The sequence below is a fragment of the Shinella sp. GW821-FHT10F02 genome, assembly GCF_058809275.1.
Window position 1 is genome coordinate 276,619 of the sequence record NZ_JBXASL010000008.1, and the last position, 14,319, is coordinate 290,937.

Consider the following 14,319-nt stretch of genomic DNA (forward strand, 5'->3'; position numbering starts at 1 on the left):
CGGAGCAGCTTGAATGGCCAATTCACAGGTCCAGCGCGGCAAGCCCACGCTGGACAAGGACCTCGAAAAATTCACCTTCACCGAACAGGCGACGCACTTCGTGCTGAAGTCCTGGACGGGTGTGGGCATTTCGCTGGTCTTCCTGCTGATCACCATGGCCGTCGCCGATCGTTTCGCCACCGGCACGCCGGGCGTGCTGGTGATTGCCGTCACCGCCGCCCTTGCCGCTTACATGGCCATGAACATCGGCGCCAACGACGTGACGAACAATGTGGGTGCCGCCGTCGGCGCGCGCGCCATGAGCATGGGCACCGCCCTCGTCATCGCCGCCATTTTCGAGATCGCGGGCGCCCTTCTGGCCGGCCAGGGCGTCGCCGAGACTGTCGCCTCCGGCATCGTCGACCGGGCGATCTTCCCGAGCCCCGAGGTCTTCGCCTGGGCGATGATGGCGGCGCTGGTCTCCGCCGCGCTCTGGATCAATATCGCGACGCTCGCCAATGCGCCGATCTCCACGACCCACTCCATCATCGGCGGCGTGATCGGCGCGGGTGCGGCGGCGAGCGGCTTTCACAGTGTGCAATGGGACGCCATCGCCGTCATCGTGGTGAGCTGGACCGTCTCGCCGATCCTCGGCGGCATCATCGCGGCCTTGTTTCTCTATTTCATCAAGGAATTCATTATCTACCGCGAGGACAAGATCGCCGCGGCCAAGACCTGGGTTCCCGTGCTCGTCGCCCTCATGGCCGGCGCCTTTGCCGCCTTCATCGCCAATGGCGGCACCAACGGCTTCTATTATGTGCCGATCGGCCGGGCGCTCGTCGTCGGCCTCGTCTTCGGCATCGTCACCTATGTCGTCACGCGGCCGATCATCCGCCGCCATGCGGAAGGCCTCGACAACCGCAACCAGTCGCTGCGCACGCTCTTTCGCATTCCGCTGATCTGTTCCGCCGCGTTGCTTTCCTTTGCGCACGGCGCCAACGACGTGTCGAACGCCGTCGGGCCGCTCTATGGCGTGGTGTCGGCTCTGCGCGCCGGCAGCGCCGACGGCCAGAACGTGATCCCGCTCTGGGTGATGGTGATCGGTGCCTTCGGCATTTCGCTCGGCCTGCTGCTTTTCGGCCCGCGCCTCATCCGCATCGTCGGCAACGAGATCACCAAGCTCAACCCGATGCGCGCCTTCTGCGTGGCCCTCTCCTCGGCCGTCGCCGTGCTCACCGCTTCCGCCTTCGCCATTCCGGTCTCCTCGACCCATATCGCCGTCGGCGCGGTCTTCGGGGTCGGGCTGTTTCGCGAATGGTACACGCGCAATTCGCAGCGCCGCATCGACTATATCCGCAACCGCGGCAACGGCATCGCGCCGGAAGAACCGACGGCCAATCCCGACGAGACGCGCCGGCGCTATCTCGTGCGCCGCTCGCATTTCATGACGATCGTTTCGGCCTGGATCGTGACCCTGCCCGTTTCGGCCATCCTGTCGGCCATCGTCTTCCTCGTGTTCAACGCGCTCTTTACTTGAGAGACAAGCCATGCGTGCCAATTACCGGATGCAGCGCCTTTTCGTCGGCGACGCCCTTGTTTCAGGCCATGCCATCGAGGCATCGAAGGAGCATTTTCACTATCTGAGCAACGTGCTGCGCATGGCGGATGGCGATGCCGTTCTGCTGTTCAACGGGCGCGACGGCGAATGGCAGGCGACGCTTTCGCTGCCGACGCGCAAGCGCCTGCTGCTGATCCCCGTCGAGCAGACCCGCCCGCAACCGGCACCGTCGGATTTGCACTATCTCTTCGCCCCCCTGAAGGTCGGCCGGCTGGATTATCTCGTGCAGAAGGCCGTGGAAATGGGCGCCGGCGTGCTCCAGCCCGTCATGACCCAGCATGTGCAGGGCAAGATCACCAGCATCGAGCGGCTGGAGGCCAATGCGGTCGAGGCGGCCGAACAGTGCGGCATCCTGGCGATCCCCACCGTCGCCGCGCCCCGCAAGCTCGACGATCTCCTCGCCAACTGGCCACGCGAGCGCCGCATCATCTTCTGCGACGAGAGCCATGGCAGCCAGAACCCGCTGCCGGCGCTGCAGGCGATCGAGGAGCGCAAGCTCGCCTTGCTGGTCGGCCCGGAGGGCGGATTTTCCGACGAGGAGCGTGCGCTCCTGCGCAGCCTCGATTTCGTGACGGCCATTCCGCTCGGCCCCCGCATCCTACGCGCCGACACCGCGGCCGTCGCGGCGATGGCCGTCATCCAGGCGGCGATCGGCGACTGGAGCTAAATTCGGCCGAAAAGTCGATTGGGTTTTTTTGAATCTGCCTTGAAAGGAATTCGCTTGCACCGCATCTAATTCCGGTCCAAGCACCCTCCTATGCCCAGCGGCTCCGCCGGGCGCATCCATTCAGAAGAAGACGCCCATGGCCCGTGATACCACCGACCAGACGCCGGTCCGCACCGTTCAAGACATGGCGGAATACCTCGCCGACGGCAACAAGCCGAAGGAGAAGTTCCGTATCGGCACCGAGCATGAGAAATTCGTCTTCTTTACGGCCGACAACAGTCCGGTGCCCTATTTCGGCGAAGCCAGCATTTCGGCGCTTCTGAACGGCATGCAGGCCAAGACCGGCTGGGAGCCGATCGTGGATGCCGGCAACATCATCGGCCTTGCCGAACCCACCGGCATGGGCGCGATCTCGCTGGAGCCCGGCGGCCAGTTCGAGCTTTCCGGCGCGCCGCTGGAAAACCTGCACCAGACCTGCAAGGAATCGAACCAGCATCTGGCGACGCTCCGCGAAATCGCCGAGCCGCTCGGCATCCGCTTCCTCGGCATGGGCGGCAGCCCGAAATGGACGGCCGCTGAGACGCCGCGCATGCCCAAAAGCCGCTACGACATCATGACCCGCTACATGCCGAAGGTCGGCAGCCAGGGTCTCGACATGATGTACCGCACCTGCACCATCCAGGTGAACCTCGACTTCTCCTCCGAGGTCGACATGCGCCGCAAGATGCAGGTGTCGCTGAAGCTGCAATCGATGGCGACCGCCCTCTTCGCCTCCTCGCCCTTCACCGAGGGAAAGCCGAACGGCCTGCTCTCCTGGCGCGGCGATATCTGGCGCGACACGGACAACAACCGCGCCGGCCTCATCCCCTTCGCCTTCAAGCCGGATTTCGGCTTTATCGATTACGTGGAGTGGGCGCTCGACGTGCCGATGTATTTCGTCGTGCGCAACGGCAAGTACCACGACTGCACGCATATCACCTTCCGCCAGTTCATGGCCGGTGCGCTGAAGGGCGAGCTTGCCGACTGGGAGCCAAACCTCGGCGACTGGACGAACCATCTCTCGACGCTCTTCCCCGATGTGCGCCTGAAGCGCTTCCTCGAAATGCGCGGCGCCGACGGCGGCCCGTGGCGGCGCATCTGTGCGCTGCCCGCCTTCTGGGTCGGCCTGCTCTATGACGACGGCGCGCTCGATGCCGCCGAGGCGCTCACCCGCGACTGGGCGGTGGACGAAGTCCAGGCGCTGCGCGATGCGGTGCCGGCACAGGGCCTCCGGGCCGATTTCCGCGGCAAGCCGCTGCTCGATGTCGCGCGCGAAGTCGTGTCGATCTCCCGAGAGGGCCTGAAGGCCCGCGCCCGCCTCAATGGCGACGGCGTCGACGAGACGATCTTCCTCGCACCGCTCGATGAGGTGCTGGCGAAGAAGGCGACGCTCGCGGAAGACATGCTGGCGCTCTACAACGGCCGCTGGAACGGCTCGGTCGAGCCGGTCTTCACAGACTACCAGTACTGAGCCCTGCGTCCTGAAAAAGCGGTTTGCGCGGCCGAAATTCCCGTTATAGTGCAGGGACATGCCTGCTAACGGGAAGGGGTCTGCCCATGCTTTCGCTCTACGACATGATGATGCAGGCGCAGAACGGCAATGCCGTGGAGATCATGGCGCGGCAGTTCGGGCTGGCGCAGGAACAGGCGGCGAAAGCCGTCGCCGCGCTGATGCCGGCCTTTTCCGAGGGCTTCAAGCGCAACGCCGCCAATCCCTATGATCTCGCCGCCTTCATGACGGCGGTTACCTCCGGCGAGCACGCCAAATATTTCGAGGATGTCAGCAAGGCCTTCACGCCGCAGGGCATGGCCGAGGGCAACGGCATTCTCGGCCATCTCTTCGGCAACAAGGACGTGTCGCGCGCCATCGCCGCGCAGGCCGCGCAGATGACCGGCATCGGCCAGGAAATCTACAAGCAGATGCTGCCCGTGATGGCGAGCACGCTGATGGGCGGTATCTTCAAGCAGTCCTTCGCCCCCTTCATGCCCGGCGGCACGACGCAGGCCAATCCCTTTGCCGACATGATGCAGCAATGGGCGGAGGCGACGGGTTTCGCCAAGAAGCCGACGCCGGCCAACCCCTTCGACAATCCCTTCACCCAGGCCGCGCAGGAATTCTTCGGCGGCGGCCAGAAGAAGGACGCGCCGGCCGCCAACCCCTTCACCGACAATCCTTTCGCCAAGGCGTTCCAGGACATGATGGCGAATATGGGCGGCCAGCCGGCGGCGACCGCCAAGCCGAGCGAACCGGCCGCCTCACCGGCGGATTCGCTGACGAGCTTCGTCAACACGATGTTCGATGCCGGCCTCGACATGCAGAAGGATTACCAGCGCAACATCGAGTCGATCTTCGAGACCATGCGCAACGGCATGGACACGGACGGCAGCAAGAAGCCCTGACATTTCGGCGGGAAAATTGAAAAAGCCCGACGCGGACCTTGGGAGTCGCACGCCGGGCAAGCGGCAGGGTTATTGGCTCTCACCCTGCGGGGAAGTGCGGCGCCGTCCCGGGAGCGGGGACGACACCAAGGGAAATCAATCCATGCGGCCATTGCGCAGATGACGGCGGGCGCGCTCGCGCGCCGCGATCGTCAGGTAGAGGCCGGCATCGGAGAAGAACGAGGAGGTCATGACCTCCCGGACGTCGCTGCGGCGCAGCCCCATGTCGAGGAGCTGGTGGTCGTCGAGTTCGCTCAACCGGTTGATCACGCGGCGATTCTGCCAGGCGCGAGCAAAGCTGTAGGCGGCATTGCGGACACGGACGAGGACGCTCGGGGCCTGACGGCGCTTCGCGAGAATATCGATTTCCAGTCTGCGGTCGATCATGCGCATGGCATTTCTCCTTTCCGGCTCGGCGATCCATCGTCCTTCAATGGGGTTTCGCGCGGCGCCTGTGATCATTCACCGCCAGCAGGGGCCGGGCGGCGGTTCAAATATCCGGTTTCCAAGAAGAGCCCTTTGCCGGGAGGTCGTGGCGAAAGCGGCAGATCCTGCCAAGCGACTGATCGGCTACGGCGTCAATCGTTCAACAATTGCTTTTTCGCAGAAAGCCATTGATCAGTCCAACGAATGTTTCTAATAGTATCAATCAAACAATCTTATGGGTGTATCCATGTCCGCTCCCTTAGACATCGACCAGCTCCAGACCTTCGTCGCGATTGCCGATACCGGAAGCTTCACCCGCGCCGCCGAGCGGGTCTTCAAGACGCAGTCGGCCGTGTCCATGCAGATGCGACGTCTCGAAGAGCGCATCGGCAAGCAGCTCTTCATGAAGGACGGCCGCGGCAACCGGCTGACCGCGGAAGGCGACCGGCTGCTCAACTTCGCGCGCCGCATGCTCCGCCTCAACAACGAGGCCATCGCCGCCTTCGACGACAACCGCCTGGAAGGCATGCTGCGCATCGGCACGCCGGACGATTATGCCGACCGCTACATGCCGGAAATCATCATGCGGTTTGCCAAGACGCATCCGAATGTCGAGCTCTACATCGTCTGCGAACCCTCGGTGGACCTTGCGGAAAAGATGGCCAAGGGCGAGCTCGACATCGCACTCGTCACCCACAATCCGCGCCAGCGCCAGTCGGACGTGGTGCGCACCGAGCCGCTCTGCTGGGTCATGTCGGCCAACCATCCGCTGCCCGAAAACGCGCCGGTGCCGCTCGCTGTCGGCCGGCGGGATTGCCAATGGCGGCAGATTGCCTGCGCGGCGCTCGATTCCGTCGGGCGCGATTACCAGGTCCTGTTCACCAGCTGGTCGTCGACCGTCGTCGCCGCCGCCGTCATGGCGGGCATGGCGGTCTCCGTGCTGCCGGAATCGGCGCTGCGCCCCGGCATGAAGGTGCTGACGCAGGCGGACGGCTTCCCGCCGCTCGCCCCCGTGCAGATCGGCATCATGCGGCGGCCGGGCCTCTCGCCCTCGCTCTCCAATGCCATCACCAGCCACATCACGGCCTGTCTCGATAACATCACGCCGCTTTCGGCCGCAGACGACCTGCCGGAAGCCGAAGTGAAGGTGTTTCCGCGCATGCCGCGGGCGCGGCAGGGCAATATCCTGCCGGGATGGTGACGCAGCTCCCCCTCGACGGCATTCCCGCTGGCAAGGCCGGGCCGTCGAAGGTGACGATCCGGCTTGCCCGCGCAGATGAAGTCGAGACGCTCCGGCAGATCGAACGCTCCGCCGCGCAGGCTTTCAAGCTGATCGAAGCCTTCTCCTGGCTTGCCGTCGGCGAGGTGCAGAGCGCCGAACGGCACCAGGAGATGATCGCGCAGGGAACGAACTTCGTGGCCGCGGCCGACGGCGACTACCCCGTCGGCTTTTTGAGTGCGGAGGTGGCCGATGGCGAGTTGCATATCGAAGAGATTTCCGTCGATCACTTGCACCAGGGTTTCGGCATCGGCCGCAAGCTGATCCGGCGCGCCATCGACGAGGCGGCCGCGCGCGGGCTTGCCGCCGTGACGCTCACCACCTTCCGCACCATCCCCTGGAACTGCCCCTATTACGAGCGGCTCGGTTTCCGCACGCTGGACGAGGCCGACCTCTCGCCGCGCCTTGACAGCTTGCTCACGCTGGAAGCCGAACACGGGCTGGCGCGCGACACGCGCTGTGCCATGCGGCTCACCATCCCCGAATAAACCCCAAGAAAAAGCCCCGGTGCGTTGCCTCACCGGGGCTGCCGTTCCTCACGATACGCGAGCGATCAGTCGTAGGTGGCTTCCTTGCCATCGAAATAGATGGTGCTGGCCTCGCAGATGTTGATCGTCGTCTCGTCACCCTTGATGCTGGAGCCGTCCTCGGCTTCCCAGGTCACGTAGAATTCGATGTCGCAGGGGCCGTCATAGTTGAACTCCATGTTCGCCGTTTCGTTGGCGCTGAGCTTGAAGTTCATCCAGTTGGCGCTCCATTCGCCGCCCTCGCCGGTGTAGAAACCGTCGATGATGTAGCCGGAGTCGTTCTTGATATCGAATTTCATGCCGGCGGCGAAGGCGACCGGCGCAGAGATGAACAGCGCCGCCGCTGCAAGCGCGGCGATCGATTTGGTAGCGATAAACTTCACGGGAATGATCCTGTTCGAGTGATGATGAAATCGCTGACCTGATGCCGCAATCTTTTGCTTGGCCGCATGCGCGCGATGGTTCTGTTGCCCCTAAAGAAACGGGGCCGGGCTCGCTAGAGCCTGGCCCCGTTTTCTCAAACGGATCAGTTATTTGCTTTATTCGAGGCGAGCAACCGTCAGGCGAGATTCTTCTTCAGGAAGTCCACGGTGCGCTGCCAGGCGAGGTCCGCTGCCGCCTTGTCGTAGCGGGCGGCGGAAGTGTCGTTGTTGAAGGCGTGGTTGACGCCGTCATACATGTGGATCTCGAAGGTCTTGCCGTCCGCTTCCAGCGCCGCGCGATAGGCGTCGATGCCGGCATTGATGCGCTCGTCGAGCCCGGCATAGTGCATCATCATCGCCGCCTTGATGGCCGGCACGTCTTCCGCCGGCGGCTGCGCGCCGTAATAGGCGACGCCGGCCTTCAGTTCCGGCGACTTGGTGGCGAAGCGATTGACGAGGCCGCCGCCCCAGCAGAAGCCGATCGCGCCGACATTGCCGCTGGCGCCCTCGAGCTCGGCCAGGAATTTCAGGCTCGCCTCGGCATTGGCCACCGTCACCGCCGGATCGAGCTTGCCGATCAGTTCGCGCGCCTGGTCCTCATTGTCCGGCGTGCCGCCGGATGGCGACAGGAAATCCGGGGCGAGCGAGATGAACCCTTCGAGCGCCATGCGGCGCGCGACATCGCGGGTATGGGCGTTGAGGCCGCGGTTCTCGTGGATGACGATGACGCTGCCGAGCGGACCAGTCGCCTCCGTCGGGCGCACGACATAGCCCTTCATCTCGCCGCTGCTGCCGCCATAGACGACATCCTTGGCGGTGAGGCGCTGGTCGTCCGCGGCGATCATCTCGGCGCTCGCCGAATTGGCCGCAAGCAGCGGCGCGATGGCGGCTGCGGCAGCGCCCGAGCCCGCAAGCGCCGTCAGGCGTTCCATGAAGCGGCGGCGGTCGAGCGTCAGGTGGGTATATTCGTCATAGGCATTGATCATTGCCTGCGTGATCTTCGGCTTGTCCATGGCGGATCCTCCGGTTGACTTTTCGGAAGATAAGATAGGCCGCCGAGGCGCTGCCGCGGAACACAACTGCGTTACCGTAAGGTCAGGTCAAGGCGAGCCAGGTGGCAAGCCAGATCCACAGCAGGCCGACGACGGCGAGGCCCGCGATGAACAGCGGCCGGCGGTAGCGGATGCGGTTGCTGGTGACATGCACATACGCATGCGCATAGCGCAGCGCCACGAACAGCCAGCCGCCCGCCACCGTCACCGGATTATCGGCATCAACCAGGTAAAGCAGGATGCTGACCGCATAGAACAGCACGGGCAGCTCGAACTGGTTGGCGAGGCAGTTCTTGACGATGAGGCTTTCGGCCGGCTCCTCGCGGTTCTCGCGAAACTGGGAGACACTCGCGCGCCCATCCTTGACGGCGCTGACGCGGCGGAGCGAGAGCAGCAAATAGAGGCAGAAGACGAGCGCGACATGCGCGATCATCGGCCAGATCGTGGCTTCCGTGGGAGACATGAGGATCCTTCGGCTTGTCGTTGCGACCGATGCATAGGGGTTTCCGGCCGAAGCCTCAACCGGAAAGGGCCATTCCGACAAGCCGAAGGGGAAAGCGTGTTATTGCGGGGTCAGGACTTCCGTGCCGGAGCCGTCCTGTCCGCTGATCGTCCAGGCGCCATGCAGCGACCCGTCGCCCTGGACGTTATAGACGATGAGGCCGACGGCATCGCCGAGCACGTAGCCGGCAGCGAAGGCGTCACCGTAGAGCATGCAGATGCCGTTCGAGGTGGTCGAGCCGGTATGCCATTCGATCGAGCAGGTCGTTTCGCTCGTCAGCTCGATCGTCGCCGTTCCGTTATAGGCGGAGCCGTCGAGGTTGGTGCCTTCCACATTGTAGGTGCCGGCATTGACCGTCTGCGCGTGTGCAGGCGCGACCAGCGCAAGGCCCAGAAGGGCGCCAGCCAGTATCTTCTTCATGATGTCCCCCAGATGAAGCCGGCGAGATTGCCGGTGCCCGATCCTAGCAGGAATCACAAGTCCGTGAAGACGGAAATGCCCGGCAAGGCCGGGCATTTTCAGGCTTATCAGCAGATGCCGAACAATCAGACGGCGCCCGGATAATTCGGGCTTTCGCGGGTGATCGTCACGTCATGGGCGTGGCTTTCGCGAAGGCCAGCGCCGGAGATGCGCACGAAGGTCGCCTTCTCCTGGTAGTCCTTGATGTCGTGGCCGCCGACATAGCCCATCGAGGCCTTGAGGCCGCCGGCGAGCTGGTGCAGCACGCCCGAAACCGGACCCTTGTAAGGCACCTGGCCTTCGATGCCTTCCGGCACCAGCTTCAGCGTGTCGCGCACTTCCGCCTGGAAGTAGCGGTCTGCCGAGCCGCGCGCCATGGCGCCGACGGAGCCCATGCCGCGATAGGCCTTGAAGGAGCGGCCCTGGTAAAGGAACACTTCGCCCGGGCTTTCATCCGTGCCGGCGAGCAGCGAGCCGATCATGACGGCCGAGGAGCCGGCAGCGATGGCCTTCGCGAGGTCGCCGGAGAACTTGATGCCGCCGTCGGCGATGACCGGAATGTCCTGGGCATGCGCCGCCTCGACCGAGGCCATGATGGCGGCAAGCTGCGGCACGCCGACGCCGGCGACGATGCGGGTGGTGCAGATCGAGCCCGGGCCGATGCCAACCTTGACGGCGTCGGCGCCCGCATCGATCAGCGCCTTGGTGCCGCTCGATGTCGCGACGTTGCCGGCCATGATGCGAACGGAGTTGGAGAGCTTCTTGACGCGGCCTACGGCGTCGAGGACGCGCTGCGAATGGCCGTGCGCGGTATCGACGACGATGAGATCGACGCCGGCATCGATGAGGCGCTCGGCGCGTTCGAAACCGTCGTCGCCGACGGAGATGGCGGCGGCGGCGCGCAGGCGCCCCTGCGCATCCTTCGAGGCATTGGGGTTGAGCTGCGACTTCTCGATGTCCTTGACCGTGATGAGACCGACGCAGCGGCCGTCGCCGTCGACGACCAGCAGCTTCTCGATGCGGTGCGAGTGCAGCAGGCGCTTGGCCTCCTGCTGGTCGACGCTTTCCTTCACCGTGACGAGGTTTTCACGGGTCATCAGTTCGTAGATCTTCTGGTTCGGATCGGAGGCGAAGCGCACGTCGCGGTTCGTCAGGATGCCGACGAGGCGGCCGGCCTTGCCGTTGCCGCCGTTTTCGACGACCGGGATGCCGGAAATGCCATGCGCCTTCATCAGCGAGAGCGCGTCGGCGAGCGTGGCGTCGGGGCCGATCGTCACCGGATTGACGACCATGCCGCTTTCGAACTTCTTGACCTGGCGGACTTCCTCGGCCTGTTCGGCGGGCGTCAGGTTGCGGTGGATGACGCCGAGGCCGCCGGCCTGCGCCATGGCGATGGCGAGACGGCTTTCCGTCACGGTATCCATGGCGGAAGAGAGGATCGGCAGGTTGAGCTCGAAATCGTGGGCGATGCGGGTCGCGATGTTCGTCTGGCCCGGCATGACCTCGGAGTGACCGGGCTGCAGGAGAACGTCGTCGAAAGTGAGAGCTTCGAGACCGGTTGCGGTTTCTATGATGCGCGCCATGGGCCAAGTTCCTTTAAGGGTAAAGCTTACGCACCAAGGGGAACATTGGGAGTTGTCCGCCTCGGTCGCTTGCAAGAAATTCTTGGAAGTTGGCGAGGGCTGGTAACACGTTCATGACGGGTTGGGAATAGCAAAAGCGGCCCGGTGGCGCGCATTGCCGCGTTGACGATTTTTTAGCCGTGCCTGCTGGCGTTCTTTTAAATCTTCGCATGTATAACCGTTTTCGTGGCCAGGACAGAAAGGCCAACAGCAAGAAACAACCAGAGAAAACGGGGAATAACAATGTCTGCACTGAAGAAGAGAGCACGCGCACTCGAAGACGAATTCGCCTATCAGCAGGAATTTCAGTTCAAGGCTCAGGCCCGCCGCAATGCTCTCATCGGCCTGTGGGCCGCCAATACCATGCGCCGTCCCGATGGTGAGCAATATGCCCGCGAACTGGCCGTGGCCGATGTCGCAGCACCCGACGGCGCCTTCAACCGTATTCGCGCAGACTTGCGCTCGGCGGGCGTCAACTGTCCCGACGAAGAATTGCGCGACCGCATGGTCGTGATGCTGAAGGATGTAGCCCGCGAGATGCGCGGCGGCTACTGATCGGTTTTTTGACGAAACGGCCCGCCCATGATGAGGCGGGCCGTTTTGATTCAAAAGCAATTCCAGCAAAAGTGTGAAGCGGTTTTGCGTTCGGAATTGCGAGAAATAAATCAGATATCGAACTGGTAGCTGACAGGCACGAAGCGATAGCCCTCGCCGGCCTTCTCGACAAAACCGGCTGCCGGGAACGGCATGTGGTAGCCGATGAAGGCGAGCTTGTCGGTCGCGATCATGTCGAAGACCTTCTTCCGGGTGGCCGCCGCCTGCGCCTTGTCCATGTCGAAACGCACTTCCCAATCCGGCCGCTGGAGCGACAGCACGTAGTGGTTCGCCGTGTCGGCCGTCAGGATGATCGCCCTGCCCTCCGATTCGACGCGGAAGATCATGTGGCCCGGCGAATGGCCGAAGGCATCCAGCCCGGTGATGCCGGGCACGACCGCGCCGCCATCCTCGATGAAGGTGAGCTTTTCGGCGAGCGGCTGCACCTTGGCGAGCACACCCTGGTGACCCTGTTCGGCCGGCGTGCCCATGCGCTCGGGATTGACCCAGAAATCATATTCCGTGCGACCGGCGACATAGCGCGCATTCGGGAAGGCCGGCTTTCCGCCCTCCATCAGCCCGCCGATATGGTCCCCATGCATATGGGTGATGACCACCACGGAAACCTGGTCCGGCGTGTAGCCGGCATATTTCAAGCCTTCGAGCAGGCGCCCCATGCCGGCCTCCCGGCCGCCCTCGCCCATGCCCGTATCGAACAGCACGACTTCGCTGCCGGTATCGACGAGCGTCGGCGCGAAGCTGTTGACGAAGCGGTCAGCCGGCAGGAAGTTTTCCGCCAGCAGCGCGCCCACGGCATCGGCCGACTGGTTGATGCCGAAGGTTTCGTTCGGCGCGCCGGAGGGGCGCATGCCGTCGCGCACGACGAGCACGCGGAAGCTGCCGAGCTTGAAGCTGCGTGTTTCGAGGGGGCTTACTCTCATGTCGGTGGCATCCGTGTCGGATTGGGCGAAGGCCGCCCCGCGGTTGAGCAGCAGCGGTGCGGCCAATGTGCTGACGCCGGCGGCCAGAAACAAGGAGCGGCGCGAAATTGTCGAAGTGTCTCCCATGGAGTGTCCTCTTTTTGTGAAAAGCTGTTCGTGAAAAATCTGCATGGCCGGTTGTAGGGCACGGCATCGGCATGAAGATGACATGCGTCCATCTAGGGCGCTGTCACGATCCGGGCACGCCCCATCACGGCCTTGTGAAGCGAGCGATTTGACAGACGGCAACAAGGGGCGCAGAAGACGGGCGGGCCTGCACGAGGGCCTCAAACCCGATTGCCTGATGAACCGTATCGTCCCCCTCATCCTCGCCGTCGCGCTCTTCATGGAGCAGATGGACTCCACCGTCATCTCCACGTCGCTGCCGGCGATCGCCGCGGATCTGGGGGTGGGACCGATCACGCTCAAGCTCGCGCTCACCTCCTACATGGTGTCGCTCGCGACCTTCATTCCCTTGAGCGGCTGGATGGCCGACCGGTTCGGCGCCAAACGCATCTTTCGCCTGGCGATCCTCGTCTTCGTCGGCGGCTCCATCCTCTGTGCCGTCGCCGACAGCCTCGTCGCCTTCGTCGTCTCGCGCTTCCTGCAGGGCATGGGTGGCGCGATGATGACGCCGGTCGCCCGCCTCGTTCTGGTGCGCAGCACGTCGCGCTCCGAGCTCGTCTCGGCCATGGCGCTGCTCACCATTCCGGCCCTCGTCGGCCCGCTTGCCGGCCCGCCGCTCGGCGGCTTCATCACCACCTATTTCTCCTGGCACTGGATCTTCCTGATCAACGTGCCGGTCGGCATCGTCGGCTATATCCTCTCCGGCATCTACCTGCCGGAAATCCGCGCCGCAGCACCCCCGCCGCTCGACTGGCTCGGCTTCTTCCTCAGTGCCGTCGCCGCCTCCGGCACTATGTTCGGCCTGTCGGTCGTCAGCCTTCCGGCGCTGCCGCCGATCATCGGCATCGTCTCGACCCTCGTCGGGCTTCTCTGCGGCGTGCTCTATGTGCGCCACGCGCGGCGCCATCCCGCTCCGCTGCTCGACCTGAAACTCTTCCGCGACAGCGCGTTTCGCGCGGCCTCCGTCGGCGGCACGCTGTTTCGCATCTCCGTCGGCGCGGTGCCCTTCCTGATGCCGCTGATGTTGCAGGTGGGCTTCGGCCTATCGCCGTTCCAGTCCGGCCTCGTCACCTTCACCGGCGCGGTCGGTGCGCTCACCACAAAATTCCTCGCCAAGCGCGTGCTGACCTTCGCCGGCTTCCGCACGACCCTGATCATCGCCTGCCTCTGCGGCACGGCGCTGACCTTCGTCAACGGCCTCTTCACGCCCGCGACACCCTTCTGGTTCATGGCGCTGGTGCTGCTCGTCGCAGGCTTTGCGCGCTCCTTCTTCTTCACCAGCGTGAACGCGCTCTCCTTCGCCGACATTCCGGACGAGGACGCCAGCAAGGCAACCTCGATGAGCGCCGTGCTTCAGCAGATCAGCCTTGCCATGGGCGTCGCGGTGGCCGGCGCGATCCTCGAAATCGAGACCTCGCTTACCGGCTCGGCGCTGGAGCTGCGCGATTTCCAGATTGCCTTCATGGTCATATCGGCGATCACGCTCACTGCCGTCATCCCCTTCATCGCCATGGCCAAGAACGCCGGCGCCACGGTCTCCGGCCATCGGCTGGAGGCAGAGGAAACGGCGGCGGTGAAGTAGGGCCGG

The 14,319-nt window shown here is 64.1% G+C and carries 16 protein-coding genes; 9 read left to right on the forward strand and 7 right to left on the reverse strand.

Annotation, left to right across the window (positions count from 1 at the left end; all coding sequences use genetic code 11):
* The first annotated feature begins 13 nt into the window (after positions 1-13).
* The 4 genes from AC1RWL_RS24800 (at position 14) to AC1RWL_RS24815 (ending at position 4,703) form a co-directional block, all read left to right on the forward strand.
* A complete protein-coding gene (locus AC1RWL_RS24800) occupies positions 14-1,516 on the forward strand; it encodes an inorganic phosphate transporter (RefSeq protein ID WP_493095808.1) in 1,503 nt (500 codons plus the stop codon).
* A 10-nt stretch (positions 1,517-1,526) separates the two neighbouring features.
* Complete coding sequence (locus tag AC1RWL_RS24805) at positions 1,527-2,264, forward strand: 16S rRNA (uracil(1498)-N(3))-methyltransferase (protein ID WP_493095809.1); 738 nt, start codon at positions 1,527-1,529, stop codon at positions 2,262-2,264.
* 136 nt (positions 2,265-2,400) lie between these two features.
* On the forward strand, positions 2,401-3,774 hold the full coding sequence (locus tag AC1RWL_RS24810; protein ID WP_493095810.1) for a glutamate--cysteine ligase: 1,374 nt from the start codon (positions 2,401-2,403) through the stop codon (positions 3,772-3,774).
* 86 nt (positions 3,775-3,860) lie between these two features.
* Positions 3,861-4,703 (forward strand): DUF937 domain-containing protein, encoded by an 843-nt coding sequence (locus AC1RWL_RS24815; protein WP_493095811.1) that lies wholly within the window; start codon positions 3,861-3,863, stop codon positions 4,701-4,703.
* Positions 4,704-4,838: 135 nt separating this feature from the next.
* On the opposite strand, the gene AC1RWL_RS24820 is transcribed toward AC1RWL_RS24815, so the two are convergent.
* Positions 4,839-5,135, reverse strand: coding sequence for a DUF1127 domain-containing protein (locus AC1RWL_RS24820; RefSeq protein WP_439616512.1), 297 nt, complete (start codon positions 5,133-5,135; stop codon positions 4,839-4,841).
* Here AC1RWL_RS24820 and AC1RWL_RS24825 point away from each other — a divergent pair.
* Genes AC1RWL_RS24825 through AC1RWL_RS24835 form a run of 3 tightly spaced genes read left to right on the forward strand, consistent with a single transcriptional unit; the run spans position 5,134 to position 6,935 of the window.
* The gene (locus AC1RWL_RS24825) at positions 5,134-5,382 is read left to right on the forward strand and encodes a hypothetical protein (protein ID WP_439616511.1); all 249 of its coding nucleotides are present in this window, start codon (positions 5,134-5,136) and stop codon (positions 5,380-5,382) included. The genes AC1RWL_RS24820 and AC1RWL_RS24825 overlap by 2 nt on opposite strands.
* A gap of 33 nt (positions 5,383-5,415) precedes the next feature.
* Positions 5,416-6,369 (forward strand): LysR substrate-binding domain-containing protein, encoded by a 954-nt coding sequence (locus AC1RWL_RS24830; RefSeq protein ID WP_256118460.1) that lies wholly within the window; start codon positions 5,416-5,418, stop codon positions 6,367-6,369.
* Positions 6,366-6,935 (forward strand): GNAT family N-acetyltransferase, encoded by a 570-nt coding sequence (locus AC1RWL_RS24835; protein ID WP_493095812.1) that lies wholly within the window; start codon positions 6,366-6,368, stop codon positions 6,933-6,935. The genes AC1RWL_RS24830 and AC1RWL_RS24835 overlap by 4 nt, the downstream gene beginning before the upstream one ends.
* A gap of 65 nt (positions 6,936-7,000) precedes the next feature.
* Here AC1RWL_RS24835 and AC1RWL_RS24840 read toward each other — a convergent pair whose 3' ends face one another.
* The 5 genes from AC1RWL_RS24840 to guaB all read right to left on the reverse strand — a co-directional run bounded on the left by AC1RWL_RS24840 (position 7,001) and on the right by guaB (position 10,992).
* Positions 7,001-7,357 carry a hypothetical protein gene (locus AC1RWL_RS24840; RefSeq protein WP_435268608.1) on the reverse strand — a complete coding sequence of 119 codons (357 nt, stop codon included), beginning with the start codon at positions 7,355-7,357 and terminating at the stop codon, positions 7,001-7,003.
* Between the two features lie 176 nt (positions 7,358-7,533).
* On the reverse strand, positions 7,534-8,409 hold the full coding sequence (locus tag AC1RWL_RS24845) for a dienelactone hydrolase family protein (RefSeq protein ID WP_493095813.1): 876 nt from the start codon (positions 8,407-8,409) through the stop codon (positions 7,534-7,536).
* 82 nt (positions 8,410-8,491) lie between these two features.
* Positions 8,492-8,911, reverse strand: a complete 420-nt coding sequence (locus tag AC1RWL_RS24850; RefSeq protein ID WP_493095814.1) for an MAPEG family protein — start codon at positions 8,909-8,911, stop codon at positions 8,492-8,494.
* 99 nt (positions 8,912-9,010) lie between these two features.
* Entirely contained in the window at positions 9,011-9,370 is a 360-nt protein-coding gene (locus AC1RWL_RS24855) for a hypothetical protein (protein WP_305111764.1), read from the reverse strand.
* Between the two features lie 125 nt (positions 9,371-9,495).
* Positions 9,496-10,992 (reverse strand): IMP dehydrogenase, encoded by a 1,497-nt coding sequence (guaB, locus tag AC1RWL_RS24860; protein WP_493095815.1) that lies wholly within the window; start codon positions 10,990-10,992, stop codon positions 9,496-9,498.
* Between the two features lie 282 nt (positions 10,993-11,274).
* On the opposite strand from guaB, the gene AC1RWL_RS24865 reads away from it, so the two are divergent.
* A complete protein-coding gene (locus tag AC1RWL_RS24865; protein WP_256118454.1) occupies positions 11,275-11,586 on the forward strand; it encodes a DUF1476 domain-containing protein in 312 nt (103 codons plus the stop codon).
* Positions 11,587-11,696: 110 nt separating this feature from the next.
* Here the strand turns inward: AC1RWL_RS24865 and AC1RWL_RS24870 are convergent, their stop codons facing one another.
* Positions 11,697-12,692, reverse strand: coding sequence for an MBL fold metallo-hydrolase (locus AC1RWL_RS24870; protein WP_493095816.1), 996 nt, complete (start codon positions 12,690-12,692; stop codon positions 11,697-11,699).
* Positions 12,693-12,909: 217 nt separating this feature from the next.
* On the opposite strand from AC1RWL_RS24870, the gene AC1RWL_RS24875 reads away from it, so the two are divergent.
* Positions 12,910-14,313, forward strand: a complete 1,404-nt coding sequence (locus AC1RWL_RS24875) for a DHA2 family efflux MFS transporter permease subunit (RefSeq protein ID WP_256118452.1) — start codon at positions 12,910-12,912, stop codon at positions 14,311-14,313.
* Positions 14,314-14,319 lie beyond the last annotated feature (6 nt).

What these genes read in the sequence shown, in the direction of transcription:
- AC1RWL_RS24800 (WP_493095808.1), top strand. Translation starts at nt 14, where the DNA reads ATGGCCAATTCACAGGTCCAGCGCGGCAAGCCCACGCTGGACAAGGAC.
- AC1RWL_RS24805 (WP_493095809.1), top strand. Translation starts at nt 1,527, where the DNA reads ATGCGTGCCAATTACCGGATGCAGCGCCTTTTCGTCGGCGACGCCCTT.
- AC1RWL_RS24810 (WP_493095810.1), top strand. Translation starts at nt 2,401, where the DNA reads ATGGCCCGTGATACCACCGACCAGACGCCGGTCCGCACCGTTCAAGAC.
- AC1RWL_RS24815 (WP_493095811.1), top strand. Translation starts at nt 3,861, where the DNA reads ATGCTTTCGCTCTACGACATGATGATGCAGGCGCAGAACGGCAATGCC.
- AC1RWL_RS24825 (WP_439616511.1), top strand. Translation starts at nt 5,134, where the DNA reads ATGGCATTTCTCCTTTCCGGCTCGGCGATCCATCGTCCTTCAATGGGG.
- AC1RWL_RS24820 (WP_439616512.1), bottom strand. Translation starts at nt 5,135, where the DNA reads ATGCGCATGATCGACCGCAGACTGGAAATCGATATTCTCGCGAAGCGC.
- AC1RWL_RS24830 (WP_256118460.1), top strand. Translation starts at nt 5,416, where the DNA reads ATGTCCGCTCCCTTAGACATCGACCAGCTCCAGACCTTCGTCGCGATT.
- AC1RWL_RS24845 (WP_493095813.1), bottom strand. Translation starts at nt 8,409, where the DNA reads ATGGACAAGCCGAAGATCACGCAGGCAATGATCAATGCCTATGACGAA.
- AC1RWL_RS24850 (WP_493095814.1), bottom strand. Translation starts at nt 8,911, where the DNA reads ATGTCTCCCACGGAAGCCACGATCTGGCCGATGATCGCGCATGTCGCG.
- AC1RWL_RS24855 (WP_305111764.1), bottom strand. Translation starts at nt 9,370, where the DNA reads ATGAAGAAGATACTGGCTGGCGCCCTTCTGGGCCTTGCGCTGGTCGCG.
- guaB (WP_493095815.1), bottom strand. Translation starts at nt 10,992, where the DNA reads ATGGCGCGCATCATAGAAACCGCAACCGGTCTCGAAGCTCTCACTTTC.
- AC1RWL_RS24865 (WP_256118454.1), top strand. Translation starts at nt 11,275, where the DNA reads ATGTCTGCACTGAAGAAGAGAGCACGCGCACTCGAAGACGAATTCGCC.
- AC1RWL_RS24870 (WP_493095816.1), bottom strand. Translation starts at nt 12,692, where the DNA reads ATGGGAGACACTTCGACAATTTCGCGCCGCTCCTTGTTTCTGGCCGCC.
- AC1RWL_RS24875 (WP_256118452.1), top strand. Translation starts at nt 12,910, where the DNA reads ATGAACCGTATCGTCCCCCTCATCCTCGCCGTCGCGCTCTTCATGGAG.